General features: G+C 58.9%; 15 protein-coding genes. 12 read left to right on the top strand and 3 right to left on the bottom strand.

Features of this window, described 5'->3' with window-relative positions; translation table 11 throughout:
- Positions 1-145: 145 nt before the first annotated feature.
- The 12 genes from ACKTS9_RS13370 (at position 146) to ACKTS9_RS13425 (ending at position 11,432) form a co-directional block, all read left to right on the top strand.
- On the top strand, positions 146-583 hold the full coding sequence (locus ACKTS9_RS13370) for a MarR family winged helix-turn-helix transcriptional regulator (RefSeq protein ID WP_349216217.1): 438 nt from the start codon (positions 146-148) through the stop codon (positions 581-583).
- Positions 580-2,331 (top strand): ABC transporter ATP-binding protein, encoded by a 1,752-nt coding sequence (locus ACKTS9_RS13375; RefSeq protein WP_349216218.1) that lies wholly within the window; start codon positions 580-582, stop codon positions 2,329-2,331. Before ACKTS9_RS13370 ends, ACKTS9_RS13375 begins: the two co-directional genes overlap by 4 nt.
- A complete protein-coding gene (locus ACKTS9_RS13380) occupies positions 2,309-4,147 on the top strand; it encodes an ABC transporter ATP-binding protein (RefSeq protein ID WP_407881361.1) in 1,839 nt (612 codons plus the stop codon). Before ACKTS9_RS13375 ends, ACKTS9_RS13380 begins: the two co-directional genes overlap by 23 nt.
- Before the next feature lie 131 nt (positions 4,148-4,278).
- Positions 4,279-5,076: a pyrroline-5-carboxylate reductase gene (gene proC, locus ACKTS9_RS13385; protein WP_407881364.1), complete on the top strand. Its 798-nt coding sequence runs from the start codon at positions 4,279-4,281 to the stop codon at positions 5,074-5,076.
- Between the two features lie 119 nt (positions 5,077-5,195).
- Positions 5,196-7,280, top strand: a complete 2,085-nt coding sequence (gene pflB, locus ACKTS9_RS13390; protein WP_349216221.1) for a formate C-acetyltransferase — start codon at positions 5,196-5,198, stop codon at positions 7,278-7,280.
- A gap of 29 nt (positions 7,281-7,309) precedes the next feature.
- Complete coding sequence (gene grcA3 / locus ACKTS9_RS13395; RefSeq protein WP_349216222.1) at positions 7,310-7,552, top strand: autonomous glycyl radical cofactor GrcA3; 243 nt, start codon at positions 7,310-7,312, stop codon at positions 7,550-7,552.
- Positions 7,539-8,294, top strand: coding sequence for a pyruvate formate-lyase-activating protein (gene pflA, locus ACKTS9_RS13400; protein ID WP_407881368.1), 756 nt, complete (start codon positions 7,539-7,541; stop codon positions 8,292-8,294). Before grcA3 ends, pflA begins: the two co-directional genes overlap by 14 nt.
- 178 nt (positions 8,295-8,472) lie before the next feature.
- A complete protein-coding gene (locus ACKTS9_RS13405; RefSeq protein ID WP_407881370.1) occupies positions 8,473-8,658 on the top strand; it encodes a hypothetical protein in 186 nt (61 codons plus the stop codon).
- A 94-nt stretch (positions 8,659-8,752) separates the two neighbouring features.
- A complete protein-coding gene (locus ACKTS9_RS13410; RefSeq protein WP_407881372.1) occupies positions 8,753-9,061 on the top strand; it encodes an HlyD family efflux transporter periplasmic adaptor subunit in 309 nt (102 codons plus the stop codon).
- Positions 9,054-9,455: a hypothetical protein gene (locus tag ACKTS9_RS13415; protein ID WP_407881374.1), complete on the top strand. Its 402-nt coding sequence runs from the start codon at positions 9,054-9,056 to the stop codon at positions 9,453-9,455. The genes ACKTS9_RS13410 and ACKTS9_RS13415 overlap by 8 nt, the downstream gene beginning before the upstream one ends.
- A gap of 2 nt (positions 9,456-9,457) precedes the next feature.
- Complete coding sequence (locus ACKTS9_RS13420; protein ID WP_407881376.1) at positions 9,458-10,174, top strand: ABC transporter ATP-binding protein; 717 nt, start codon at positions 9,458-9,460, stop codon at positions 10,172-10,174.
- Positions 10,161-11,432 carry an ABC transporter permease gene (locus ACKTS9_RS13425; protein ID WP_407881378.1) on the top strand — a complete coding sequence of 424 codons (1,272 nt, stop codon included), beginning with the start codon at positions 10,161-10,163 and terminating at the stop codon, positions 11,430-11,432. The genes ACKTS9_RS13420 and ACKTS9_RS13425 overlap by 14 nt, the downstream gene beginning before the upstream one ends.
- Before the next feature lie 43 nt (positions 11,433-11,475).
- Here the strand turns inward: ACKTS9_RS13425 and sdaAA are convergent, their stop codons facing one another.
- The 3 genes from sdaAA to fba all read right to left on the bottom strand — a co-directional run bounded on the left by sdaAA (position 11,476) and on the right by fba (position 14,003).
- On the bottom strand, positions 11,476-12,387 hold the full coding sequence (sdaAA, locus tag ACKTS9_RS13430) for an L-serine ammonia-lyase, iron-sulfur-dependent, subunit alpha (RefSeq protein WP_407881380.1): 912 nt from the start codon (positions 12,385-12,387) through the stop codon (positions 11,476-11,478).
- 14 nt (positions 12,388-12,401) lie between these two features.
- A complete protein-coding gene (gene sdaAB / locus ACKTS9_RS13435; RefSeq protein WP_349213959.1) occupies positions 12,402-13,061 on the bottom strand; it encodes an L-serine ammonia-lyase, iron-sulfur-dependent subunit beta in 660 nt (219 codons plus the stop codon).
- 78 nt (positions 13,062-13,139) lie between these two features.
- Positions 13,140-14,003 (bottom strand): class II fructose-1,6-bisphosphate aldolase, encoded by an 864-nt coding sequence (gene fba / locus ACKTS9_RS13440; protein WP_349214550.1) that lies wholly within the window; start codon positions 14,001-14,003, stop codon positions 13,140-13,142.
- Between the last annotated feature and the right edge of the window lie 5 nt (positions 14,004-14,008).

Below are 14,008 nucleotides of genomic sequence, written 5' to 3' on the forward strand. Positions count from 1 at the left end.
AGAGTAACATAAAAGAAAATACCCGGCTATCATCAACAGGTAAACTCGATGTAAAGGAAATGTAAAATGCGGGCCCGCTTGACAAAAGAGCAAAATTGGACAATAATTGACATATCAATTATTGATATGTCATGGAGGCTCGTTCATGGAAAAAACATTTCACATGCTGGTGTACCGGGCGTTTCACGCACAGCGCAATTATCTGCGCGGCTGCCTGGGCAAGGTGGGGCTGGGGTCCGGGCAGCCCAAGCTGCTGGGGTACCTGGCGCAGAACGGCCCCAGCTGCCAGCGTCAGATCGCCGATTACTTTGAGATCGATCCGGCGGCCGTCAGCAGAATGCTGGACAGCCTTTGCAAAAGCGGATTTGTGAGCCGCCGGGTGGATGAGAAGAACCGCCGCGCTGACGTGCTGGAGCTGACCGAAAAAGGCCGCCAGGCGCACGCCCACTGGAAAGAGCAATGCGCGCAGGCGGAACAGGTGATGCTGCAGGGCTTCTCCGATGCCGAGCGGGAGCAGTTTGCCGACTTTCTCACGCGGGCGTATCAAAATTTTAAAGAGAGCGCAAAGGAGGGGCAGCCGTGAAGGATTTGAAACGGATCGCAGCGCATCTGGGACCTTATGGCAAAGATTTGTTCATTGCGGCTGCGCTGGTGCTGGTGGAGACCTGCTTCGAGCTGGTCATTCCCATTTTGATGGCGGACATCATTGACGTGGGCGTTTCGGCGGGCGACATGGCCCTGATCGGCCGCCGGGGAATTCAAATGGCGGTGTGCGCGCTGCTGGCGCTGGTCACGGGGCTTTTATACGCCCGTTTTGCGGCCAGGGCCTCCTACGGTCTGGGGGCGCGGGTGCGGCAGGCGCAGTACGCGAAGGTTCAGGCGTATTCTTTTGCCAATCTGGACCGTTTTGAGTCCTCTTCGCTGGTGACGCGCATGACCACGGACATCACCGTTCTGCAGAATGCCATCAACGGCGGGCTTCGCCCCATGGTGCGCGCCCCGGTGATGCTGATTCTGGGCATTGGCTTTTCCGTGTGGATGAGCCCGCGCCTGGCGCTGGTGTTTTTCTTCTGTACGCCGCTGCTGGGAGCGATCCTGTTCTGTGTGGTCCGCCGTGTGGCGCCCATGTACAGCCGACTGCAGAAGGCGATGGATCACCTGAATGACGTGGTGCAGGAGGGGCTGGTGGCCATCCGTGCGGTAAAGGCTTTCGTGCGGGACGAATACGAGGAAGAAAAGTTCCGGCAGGTCAATACCGATCTGATGGAGACCAGCCAGCAGACGTTCCATTACGCGGTGCTGAACATGCCGGCGTTTCAGCTGACCATGTATTCCACCACGGTGCTGATTCTGTGGTTCGGCGGACGCATGATCATGGCCGGCACACTTCAGGTGGGAGAGCTGACCGGGTTCCTCAGCTATGTGCTGCAGGTGATGAACTCGCTGATGATGATCTCCAACGTGTTTCTGCTTTTGACCCGCTCGCTGGCCAGCGCCCAGCGCATCGGCGAGGTACTGGAAGAGCGCCCGAGCATCAGCTCCCCGCCCGACGGGGTCACAGAGGTGCGGGACGGCGGCGTTGTCTTTGAGAATGTGTCCTTCAAGTACAATCCCGACGCCAAAGAATACGCGCTGTCCGGCGTCAGCTTTTCCATTCGGCCGGGGCAGACCGTGGGGGTGATCGGCGGAACGGGCTCGGCGAAGACCACGCTGGTACAGCTGATTCCGCGGCTTTATGACGTGACCGAGGGCCGGGTGACCGTGGGCGGACGGGACGTGCGGGAGTACGACATCCACGCGCTGCGCGACGCTGTGGGCATTGTGCTGCAGAAAAACGTGCTGTTCTCCGGCACCGTGCGGGAAAATCTGCGTTGGGGCGACCCCGAGGCAGACGATGAGACCCTTTGGGCAGCCTGCCGGGCAGCCTGCGCGGATGAATTTTTGGAGCGGATGCCCGGCGGTCTGGACGCAGATCTGGGCCAGGGCGGCGTAAATGTATCCGGCGGACAGAAGCAGCGTCTGTGCATTGCGCGCACCCTGCTGAAAAGGCCCAAGGTGCTGATTTTTGACGATTCCACCAGCGCGGTGGACACGGCCACAGAGGGCCGCATCCGGACGGCGCTGGCCAAACTGCAGGATGTGACCAAAATCATCATCGCACAGCGCATTACATCGGTGATGAATACGGATCAGATCGTCATTCTGGACGACGGACGCGTCCACGCGGTGGGCACCCATGACCAGCTGCTGGCGCAGGACCCCATCTATCAGGAAATCTATCAATCGCAAATGAAAGGAGATGACGGCCATGGCGCGGCAGTTCAGCGGTAAACGCCCCAAAGACCTGCGGTTCACAGTGGAATCGCTGCTGTCCTACATGGGCCGTCACAAATTTCTTCTGGCGGCCGTGGCGGTGCTGGTGGCGATCAGTGCCAGTGCAAACCTGCTGGGTACGTATATGATCCGGCCTGTGGTCAACAGCCTTGCGTCGGGAGATTTGTCTGCGCTGGCCAGGGGCGTCGGCCTGACCGCGGCCATTTACGCGGTGGGCGTTGTGTGCTCTTTCGGATACACGCAGACCATGGTCAAAGCGGCGCAGAAGGTGCTGTACGATATCCGCCGCGACCTGTTCGCCCATCTGCAGACATTGCCCCTGCGCTTTTTTGACGCGCAGAAACAGGGCGACGTGATGAGTTATTTTACCAACGATGTGGATACCATCGCCGACGCTTTGAACAACAGTTTCGCCATGGTGATTCAGAGCTTCATTCAGGTGGTGGGAACGCTGACGCTGCTGTTTGTGCTCAACGCGCGCCTGTCGCTGATCGTGGTGGTGTGCTACATCGCGATGTTCTGGTATATCCGGTTCAGCGGAAAACGCAGCAAGGCCTATTTCACCCGCCAGCAACAGTGCCTGGGCGAGCTGGACGGCTACATTCAGGAGATGGTCAACGGTCAGAAAGTGGTGAAGGTCTTCAACCATGAACCGGCCAACCTGACGGGGTTTGAACAGCGCAATGAAAATCTGCGCCGGGCCGGAACCGGTGCGCAGGGCTATGCCGCCACCATGGTGCCGGCGGTGGTCAGCATTTCCTATGTGAACTATGCCATTGTGGCCGTGGTGGGCGGCGTGATGGCCATGAAAGGCATGACGGATGTGGGAAGCCTGGCCAGCTATCTGGTGTTTGTGCGCCAGGCGGCCATGCCCATCAACCAGTTCACCCAGCAGAGCAACTTTTTGCTGGCGGCGCTGGCGGGCGCTGAACGGGTGTTCAACGTCATGCGGCAGCCGTCGGAAGTGGACGAGGGCAAAACCGTGCTGGTGAATGTGCGCCGGGAAGGGGAGAAGCTGGTTCCCTGCCAGGAGAAAACCGGCTGCTGGGCCTGGCGGCAGGGCGAGACACTGATCCCGCTGCGGGGAGACGTGCGCTTTGAAAACGTGGATTTCGGCTATGATCCGGAGCATACGATTTTGCACGACATCTGTTTGTACGCCAAACCCGGCCAGAAAATTGCCTTTGTGGGGTCCACCGGCGCGGGAAAAACCACCATCACCAATCTGATCAACCGGTTTTATGACGTGCAGAAAGGACGCATCGTCTACGACGGCATCGATGTGCGGGACATTCGAAAAGATGATTTGCGCCGCAGCCTGGGTATTGTGCTGCAGGACACGCATCTGTTCACGGGCACCATTGCGGACAACATCCGTTTCGGCAAGCTGGATGCCACGCAGGAGGAAATCGTGCAGGCGGCAAAAATCGCCAATGCCGATTCCTTTATTCGCCGCCTGCCAAACGGCTATGACACGATGGTCACCGGCGACGGAGCCAACCTTTCTCAGGGGCAGCGCCAGCTGCTGGCCATCGCGCGGGCCGCGGTGGCGGACCCGCCGGTTCTGATTCTGGATGAGGCCACCTCTTCCATCGATACCCGCACCGAGGCGTTGATCGAAAAGGGAATGGACCGCCTGATGGAGGGGCGGACGGTCTTTGTGATCGCCCACCGCCTCAGCACCGTGCGCAATGCGGATGCCATTATGGTCCTGGAGCACGGGCGGATCATCGAGCGGGGCGCGCACGACGAACTTCTGGCACAGAAAGGCATGTATTATCAGCTTTACAACGGCATGTTTGAACTGTCGTGACTTTGGCGGCTCTGAAAAGAGCCGCTTTTTTAAATTCTTTTCCATATGGACGGCAAGTATGTTATACTGTATCCTGGAGCACTTTGCGGGACCGTTTGGACCCGCTTCATCGTAGAGAAAGGAGAAACGGAATGAAACAGTTATCGGAGATCACGGTGGGATTTATCGGCTTCGGCAACATGGCCGGCGCCATTGCAAAGGGACTGATTCGCCAGGGCACGCTGCGGCCGGACCAGATTTGTGCCTGTGCAAAAAACTGGGACAAGCTGTGCGCCAACACGGAGAAGGCGGGCATGCTTCCCCGGAAAGACGCGGCCGAGGTCGCGTTCGCTTCCGATGTGGTGTTCGTGGCGGTTAAGCCCTATCTGGTGCGGGAAGTTCTGGAGCCGATTCGGGAACTGCTGCCCGGAAAAATTCTGGTTTCCGTGGCCGCGGGCTGCCTGTTTGACTGGTACGAGGAGTTTTTGGCTCCGGGCACCCATCACATCAGCACCATCCCCAATACGCCGGTCTGCGTGGGCGAGGGAATGTTTGTGTGCGAGCAAAAGCACTCCCTCACACAGCCGGAGTTTTTACTGGTGGAACAGCTTCTGTCCAGCATTGGGCTGGTGCGTCTGGTGGACGCCAAGCAGTTCAGTGTGGCGGGCACGGTCAGCGGCTGCGGCCCGGCCTTTGCCAGCATGTTTCTGGAAGCGTTGGGCGACGCCGGCGTCAAGCACGGCCTGCCCCGCGCGCTGGCCTATGAACTGGCGGCACAGATGGTCGTCGGCACAGGCAAGCTCATGCTGGAAACCGGCCAGCACCCCGGCGCGATGAAGGACGCTGTCTGTTCGCCCGGCGGAACCACCATTGTTGGTGTGGCGGCGCTGGAGCGCAAGGGCTTCCGTTCGGCGGTCATCGACGCAGTGGACGAGATCGAAAACCGCTGAGCACCCACTTTCCCCCTGGCAAAAAGAGGCCACTTGACTATATTATACTAAAATGGTATAGTATAGATGTGGTCCAAAAGCGGCTCTGAAAAGAGCAATGGAAACAAAGGAGAACGTGAATGAGACAGGAATGGAATTCTTTTACCTCCGGCATCTGGCAGAAGGAGATCAACGTACGCGACTTTATCCAGAAGAACTATACGCCCTATGAGGGCGACGAGTCCTTCCTTGCAGGCCCCACGGAAGATACGCTTGCCCTGTGGGATCAGGTGATGGAGCTGTCCCGTCAGGAGCGGGAAAAGGGCGGCGTGCTGGACATGGACACCCGAATCATTTCCACCATCACTTCCCATGGACCGGGATACCTGAACAAGGACAAGGAAAAAATTGTGGGCTTCCAGACGGACAAGCCCTTCAAACGTGCGCTGCAGCCCTACGGCGGCATTCGCATGGCGGTAAAAGCCTGTGAGCAGAACGGATATCAGGTGGACCCGCAGATCGTGGAATTTTTCACCAAGCATCGCAAAACCCACAACGACGGCGTGTTTGACGCCTACACCCCGGAGATGCGGGCCTGCCGGTCCAGCCACATCATCACCGGCCTGCCCGACGCCTACGGCCGCGGCCGCATCATCGGCGACTACCGCCGTGTGGCACTGTACGGTGTGGACCGCCTGATCGTGGATAAGCAGCATCAGAAGGACACCACCCGCACCATCATGTATTCTGACGTGACCCGGGAGCGCGAGGAGCTCAGCGAGCAGATCAAAGCGCTCAAGGAGCTGAAAGAGCTGGGCAAAATCTACGGCTTTGACATTTCCCGCCCGGCGGCCAACGTGCAGGAAGCCATCCAGTGGCTGTACTTTGGCTATCTGGCGGCCATCAAGGAGCAGAACGGCGCGGCCATGAGCCTGGGCCGCACCTCCACCTTCCTGGACATCTACGCCCAGCGCGATCTGGCCAACGGCACCTTTACCGAGGAGCAGATTCAGGAGTTTGTGGATCACTTTATCATGAAGCTGCGCCTGGTCAAGTTTGCCCGCACGCCGGAGTACAACGCCCTGTTCTCGGGCGACCCCACCTGGGTGACCGAGTCCATCGGCGGCATGGGCATTGACGGCCGCAGCATGGTCACGAAGATGTCCTACCGCTATCTGCACACCCTGCAGAACCTGGGCACTGCGCCGGAACCCAACCTGACCGTGCTGTGGTCCACCCGGCTGCCGGTCAACTTCAAACGCTTCTGTGCGAAAACCTCCATCGAGTCCTCTTCCATTCAGTACGAGAACGACGATTTGATGCGCGTTACCCACGGGGATGACTACGCCATTGCCTGCTGCGTGTCCAGCATGCGCGTGGGCAAGGAGATGCAGTTCTTCGGCGCCCGTGCCAACCTGGCCAAGTGCCTTTTGTACGCCATCAACGGCGGCGTGGACGAGGTCTCCAAAAAGCAGGTGGGTCCCAAGTACCGTCCCATCACCAGCGAGTATCTGGACTACGAGGAAGTGATGGAGCGCTTCCGCGACATGATGAAGTGGCTTGCCAGCGTGTATGTGAACACCCTGAACATCATCCACTATATGCACGATAAATATTGCTACGAGCGCCTGCAGATGGCACTGCACGACAAAGAGGTCACCCGCTGGTTTGCCACGGGCATTGCAGGTCTGTCGGTGGTGGCGGACTCTCTGTCGGCCATCAAGTATGCCAAGGTGCGCGCGGTCCGCGACGAGAACGGCGTGGTCGTGGATTATGCGGTGGAGGGCGACTTCCCAAAATACGGAAACGACGATGACCGTGTGGACGACATTGCCTATGATGTGGTGCATCAGTTTATGAGCTACGTCAAGGGCAATCACACCTACCGGGGCGGCATTCCCACCACTTCCATTCTGACCATCACGTCCAACGTGGTGTACGGCAAAAACACCGGTTCCACGCCGGACGGCCGCAAGGCGGGCGAACCCTTTGCACCCGGCGCCAACCCCATGCACCGGCGCGATACCCACGGCGCGGTAGCCTCTCTGAGCTCGGTGTCCAAGCTGCCCTTCAAGGATGCCCAGGACGGCATTTCCAATACGTTCTCCATCATTCCGGGCGCGCTGGGCAAGGACGACGCGGTGCTGTTTGATGACATCACCTTCGAACTGCAGCCGGACTGCGCCTGCTGCGAACCCAACCTGACGGTGGACGAGGAACAGTAATCAATCCCAAAAAAGGAGTGTGCTTTAATATGAAAGCAACGGATTCTCAGATCGACAATCTGGTCAGCCTGCTGGACGGCTATGCCGAAAAGGGCGGCCATCACCTGAACGTAAATGTTTTTTCCAAGGATACCCTGCTGGATGCGCAGGCTCATCCGGAGAAATACCCGCAGCTGACGGTGCGTGTATCCGGCTATGCGGTCAACTTCAACAAACTGACCCGCGAGCAGCAGGACGAAGTCATCTCCCGCACCTTCCATGGCTCCATGTGAGAAAGGCCGCGTCCACTCCATCGAAAGCTTCGGTACGGTGGATGGCCCGGGCGTCCGGATGGTGGTGTTTTTTCAGGGGTGCCCTATGCGCTGCCTGTACTGCCATAATCCGGACACCTGGTCGGTGGACGGCGGCTGTGAAATGACGGTGGATGAGATTCTCAGCGCCTATGAACGGAACAAAAGCTTTTACCGGGGCGGCGGGTTGACGGCCACCGGCGGGGAACCGCTTCTGCAGCTGCCGTTTTTAACGGCGCTGTTCCGGGCGGCCCGTCAAAAGGGGATCCACACCTGCCTGGATACTTCGGGTATTGTGTACCGGCCCGACCGGCGCGCCGAGTTTGACGCGTTGTTCGCGTGCACGGATCTGGTTTTGCTGGACGTGAAGCATGCAGACCCGGAAGGACACAAGCATCTGACCGGTCACGGACAGGCGCCGGTGCTGGCGTTTGCCCGGGCCCTGTCCGAAGCGGGGGTGCCGCTGGTGGTGCGCCATGTGGTGGTGCCGGGCCTGACCGATTCCGAAGAGGAATTGCGGGCGCTGGGCCGCCTGATCGCGCCGCTGCGCACACTAAAGGGGCTGGAGGTTCTGCCTTACCATACCATGGGCCGCGCCAAGTACGACGCGCTGGGCCTGGCCTACCCGCTGGAAGGCGTTCCGCCTTTGGAGCAGACGCAGGCGCACCGTGCCCGCGGAATCATCCTGGAAGAGATTCGCCGTGTCCGTACCGGTGAGGGATAGGCGGCAGTTTGTTTGAAATGATGCGAAACACCCCGGACAGAATTTTCTGTCCGGGGTGTTTCTGTTTGTGGGAAAAACGTACCGGATTGCACAAATCGCTCACAACTTTTACACAGGCTCTTCGCAAATCCTTTTTAAACTGGAAAAGGAATTTTTGCATGGGGAGAGGAGTTTTGTAATGAGTTTCAGAGTGAGGAGAATTCGGGAGTTTCTGGCCCGCGCTCTTCGGCCGACCCGGAAAAAAGTTGTGATTGCGGTTCTTGCGGTCGTTGTTTTGGGGGCGCTGATTTTTTGGAGCGTTCGGATGCGCGGTTCCGTGCAGCCGGGCGGATCAGGCGTGGCTTTCGGCCAAGGCCAGCTATGAGAGCGCGCTGGAAAACCAGAAGAACGCCAAGACCAGCCTGGAAAATGCGCAGGAGTAGCTGTCCAGTGCCGGTGAGAGCGACGAAATTACCGATTTGAAAGAAAAAATTGAAGATTGCACCATTACCGCTACCCAGGACGGCACGGTGACGGCGATCAATGCAACGGTAGGCGCTGCGGCCAATACCGGAATCGTTGCCGTTCTGCAGGACACAGACCATCTGAAAGTATCGGTCACCATTGATGAAGATGACATCAAAAAAGTGGCGGTGGGGCAATCGGTCCGCATCAAAAGCGATGCCACCGGCGACGAAGAGATCAACGGAACGCTGACGCAGCTCTCTCAAACGGCCTCTTCTTCGCAGGACTGGAACCGGCTTCGGGGCCGAGGTCACAGTGGATGAAACCGACAGCGGTTTGCTCATCGGTCTTTCTGCCAAGGCGGAGATTCTGCTTTCAGAGAAAGAGGATGTGTACACCGTTCCCTACGATGCGGTGACCACCGATGAAAACGGCAACAGCATCATTTATGCAAAGAAACAGGGAGAAGATACGTTTGAAGAGGTCCCCGTCACCACAGGCATGGAGACGGATTATTATGTGGAAATCAGCGGTGAGGACCTTTACGAGGGCATGGAAGTACAGATCAGCATCAGCGACACCGCTGTGACCGAGGAGCAGGAAGGCGAAATGGAGATGCCGACGGAGATGCAGGGCGGCGTCATGGCGGCCCCCAGTGATATGGGCGCGGCGATGGAAGGCAGACCCTCCGGCGGGCGAGCGGGAATGGGGGGCTGAACATGGCAAAACCCATCATTGAGATGCAGGGCATTGTAAAACGCTTCTTCACAGGTTCTCCTTCCGAGCTGGAAGTGCTGCACGGCATTGATCTGACCGTTTGGGAAGGGGAATTCGTGGCCATTGTGGGGGCGTCCGGCTCCGGAAAGTCCACCTTGATGAACATCATCGGCGCTTTGGATCGGCCCACGGAAGGAACATACCGTCTGGACGGGGAGAATGTGCAGGGGTTGAACGACCGGGAACTCTCCCGTGTGCGCGGTGCAAAAATCGGTTTTGTGTTCCAGACTTTTAATCTGATTCCGCGCCAGACAGCGCTTCAAAACGTGGAATTGCCCATGTTGTACGCAGGGGTGAAAGGCCATGCGCGCCGCCGCCGCGCATGGGAGCTTCTGGATCTTGTGGGGATGACGGACCGGGCCACCCACCAGCCCAGCGAATTGTCCGGCGGACAGAAGCAAAGGGTTGCCATTGCGCGCAGCATGGCCAACGACCCGGCCATTCTTCTGGCGGATGAGCCCACCGGCGCGCTGGATTCCGTAACCGGCCGTCTGGTGATGGATCTGTTTCACAAGCTGCACAGGGAACAGGGGAAAACCATTGTTCTCATCACACACAGCAGCGAACTGGCCGAGGAGTGTCAGCGCATCGTGACCATCAAGGACGGCCGCATCTGCGGTCAGCGGCAGGGAGGGAAGGCGTCCTATGCTGTTTCGTGAAAACGTCGTTCTTGCGCTTCGGGGCCTGTGGGCCAACAAGATGCGGGCGCTGCTCACCATGCTGGGCATTGTCATCGGGATTGGTTCGGTCATCGCCATTATGACGGTGGCCAACAGCATGACCAATGCCATTTCCACCAGTATGCAGAGCATGGGGGCCAGCAACATCACGGTCAGTCTGACGCAGAAAAGCGACAGCGATTTTGTGGCAGGGGGTTCTGTGCGGCTGTTTCGCTCTTCCAGTTACAGTGAGGAAGATTTGATCACCGACGAAATGATCGAACAGTATCGCACGGCTTATTCCGACTCGCTTTATGCGGTCAGCCTTTCGGAGAATCTGGGCAGCTTTACGGTTGAGAGCGGTACGGAAAGTGCGTCCGTCAATGCATCGGGCGTCAATCTGGATTATCAGAAAGCGCAGAATCTGGAACTGCTTCAGGGACATTGGCTTTTGCAGGACGATTTGGACAGCGGCCGCCGGGTAGCGGTGGTCAGCGATGAATTCTGCAGTCAGTTGTCCCTGGGGGATGATCCGCTTGGAAAGTCCTTTGAATTGACGTACGGCAATCAGGTTTACACTTTCTACATCGTGGGAGTGTATCGTTACGAGGACAGCGGCGTGGTTCTGAGTTCCACCGATGAAGAGCCTTCCACAGACATTTATCTTCCGCTGTCTGCGGCAAAGGCCATCTCTCACGGAAACGACGGATACAGTCAGTTGACCGTGGTTCCCAATACCGGAGTGGATACGCAGAGTTTTCTGGAACAGACAGAAATGTTCTTTTCCAGCTTTTATGTGCGAAACGACTCGTTCACCGTCACTGCCACCAGTATGGAGAGCATGATCGAATCCATGACGGAAATGCTGTCTACCATTGGGCTGGCAGTTGCGGTCATCGCCGGAATCAGCCTGGTGGTAGGCGGCATCGGTGTGATGAACATCATGCTGGTTTCCATCACCGAGCGCACCCGTGAGATCGGCACCCGAAAAGCTTTGGGCGCCACCAATGGCAGCATCCGTGTGCAGTTTATCATCGAATCGGTGGTCATCTGCATCATCGGCGGCATTTTGGGCATTGCCGTGGGCGTGGGCCTGGGCAGCCTGGGAGCGGGTATGCTGGGATACGCGGCTTCCCCCAGTCCGGGCGTGATTGCTCTTGCAGTGACATTCTCAGGGGGCATCGGCGTATTTTTCGGCTATTATCCGGCCAATAAGGCAGCCAAACTGGACCCCATCGAAGCACTGCGGTATGAATAAAACAAACCGGCGCGCGGGATACACCGCGCGCCGGTTTTCTTTTTTATTGATTGCATCCGCAGCCTTGGCATCCGCCCGGTGTGCCGAACACCTGCTCGAACAGTTTCCGCCCGGTGGGCGTGGTGGCCAGTCCGCCTTCTGCCGTCTCACGAAGAGCGGCGGGCATGGCGTCGCCCACCCGCTTCATGGCCTGAATCACTTCATCGGCGGGAATAGCGCTTTGAATGCCTGCCAACGCCAGTTCCGCGGCGCACAGCGCATTGGCCACGCCGGCGGCATTGCGCTTGATGCAGGGGATCTCCACCAGCCCGGCCACCGGGTCACACACAAGACCCAGGGTGTTCTTCAGCGCGATGGCCACAGCCTGTTCCGCCATGGCCGGTGTTCCGCCGCCCAGTTCCACCAGTGCTGCTGCAGCCATGGCGGAGGCAGAACCGCACTCGGCCTGGCAGCCGCCCTGCGCTCCGGAAAGCGTGGCGTTGTGGGCGATCACAAGCCCCACTGCCGCCGCGGTGAACAGGCTCATGACGCAATCGCGTTCAGGAATCTGGCGCTCCTGTTGCATGGTCAGCACTGCCGCGGGTAAAATGCCGCAGCTGCCCGCAGTGGGAGCAGCAACGATCCGTCCCATGGCGGCGTTCCATTCGCTGACAGCCAGCGCGCGGGCCAGCGCGCCGGTGAATACGGGACCGGTCAGACCGCCGTTGCGCACGGCCTGCTGCATCCGGTATCCGTCACCGCCGGTCAGGCCGCTGGTGGAGCGCACGCCCTTTTCGCTTCCGGCGCACACCGCCTGCGCCATCACGGCGTATTGGTCGCGCATCCGCCGGTACAGGACCTCCGGTTCCTGTTCGGCCTGCCGCGCCTGCTGTTCCAGCACAAGCTGCGAAAGGGGAACTCCCTGCCGGCCGGCTTCGCACACCAGTGCGGAGAGATTGGTAAAATCCAGTTCCATTGCTGTGTTCCTCCTCAAACCGGTAAAAGCATGGTGCTGGACAGCACGTTGGGCAGCTGCTCCACGCAGTGGTTCAAATCCGCGTCCACGGTGCCGTCTACTTCAATGGTCATCACGGCATTGCCGCCTTTGCACGCCCGTGCAAGACGAAAATTGCAGATATTCACTCCGCGCCGGCTCAGTTCTTCGGTCACCGCCGCGATGGTGCCGGGAGCGTCCCGGTGAAGCACGATCAGTGTGGTGTGCTCACCGCTGACGTCTACCGCCATGCCGTTTACCTGTGTGACGTGGATGCTGCCGCCACCCACGGAAGCGCCCTGAAGCGTGATCTCGCGGCCGCTTTCTCCCTTCAGGGTCACACGTGCCGTGTTGGGATGCGCGTCGTCCAGGTGCACGGGGAAAAAGCGGACGTCCAGTCCTTCCCGGCGGGCAATGGAGAGGCTGTCCCGGATGCGCTCATCGTCGGGCTCCATGCCAAGAATGCCGCCCGCCAGGGCCCGGTCGGTTCCGTGTCCCTTGTATGTCTTGGCAAAACTGCCGTGCAGCTCGATCCGGGCGCACACGGGCCGTTCACCCAGCAGCGCGCGGGCAATTCGTCCGATGCGGGCCGCCCCGGCTGTATGGCTGGAGGACGGGCCGATCATCACCGGCCCGATGATATCAAATACATCCATTGCAGACCTCACTTTTCAAACCATAAAAATACGGCCCGCTGCCATGGCAGCGGGCCGGAAAATCGGCTTTTGCAAGAATTACGCTTTGCCCACAGAGCCGAACAGCTCCATTTTCTCTTTGACGGTAGCTTTGATGGCCTCGGTGCCGGGCGCCAGCAGTTTGCGCGGATCAAAGCCCTTGCCCTGCTGATCCTTGCCCTCTTCGATGTATTTGCGGGTCGCAGCCGCAAAGCTCAGCTGGCACTCCGTGTTGACGTTGATTTTGGAAACGCCCAGGCTGATCGCTTTTTTGATCATGTCAGCGGGAATGCCCGTGCCGCCGTGCAGCACCAGAGGAATGTGGTCGGTGGCGTTGTGGATTTTGTCCAGCGCCTCAAAATCCAGGCCTTTCCAGTTGGCCGGATACACGCCGTGGATGTTGCCGATGCCGGCAGCCAGGAAGTCGATGCCCAGGCTGGTGATCTTGGCGCACTCTTCGGGGTCAGCCACTTCGCCGGCGCCGATCACGCCGTCTTCTTCGCCGCCGATGGAGCCAACTTCCGCCTCGATGGACAGGCCGTTGGCATGAGCCAGAGCCACCAGCTCGGTGGTTTTGGCGATGTTTTCCTCGATGGGATAGTGGCTTCCGTCAAACATGATGGAAGAGAAACCGGCCTCCACACAGGCTTTGGCGCCTTCATAGGTGCCGTGGTCCAGGTGCAGTGCCACAGGAACGGTGATGTTCAGAGTTTCGACCATGGCTTTTACCATGGCGGCGACGGTTTTAAAACCGGTCATGTATTTGCCTGCGCCTTCAGAAACGCCCAGAATCACGGGGCTCTTCAGCTCTTCGGCGGTCAGGAGAACGGCCTTGGTCCACTCCAGGTTGTTGATGTTGAACTGGCCGACCGCATAGTGGCCGTCACGGGCTTTTTTCAGCATTTCGGTTGCGCTTACCAGCATAATGG

Origin of the sequence: Owariibacterium komagatae, assembly GCF_045865535.1 — a bacterium.
Taxonomy (GTDB): Bacteria; Bacillota; Clostridia; order Oscillospirales; family Ruminococcaceae; genus Ruthenibacterium; species Ruthenibacterium komagatae.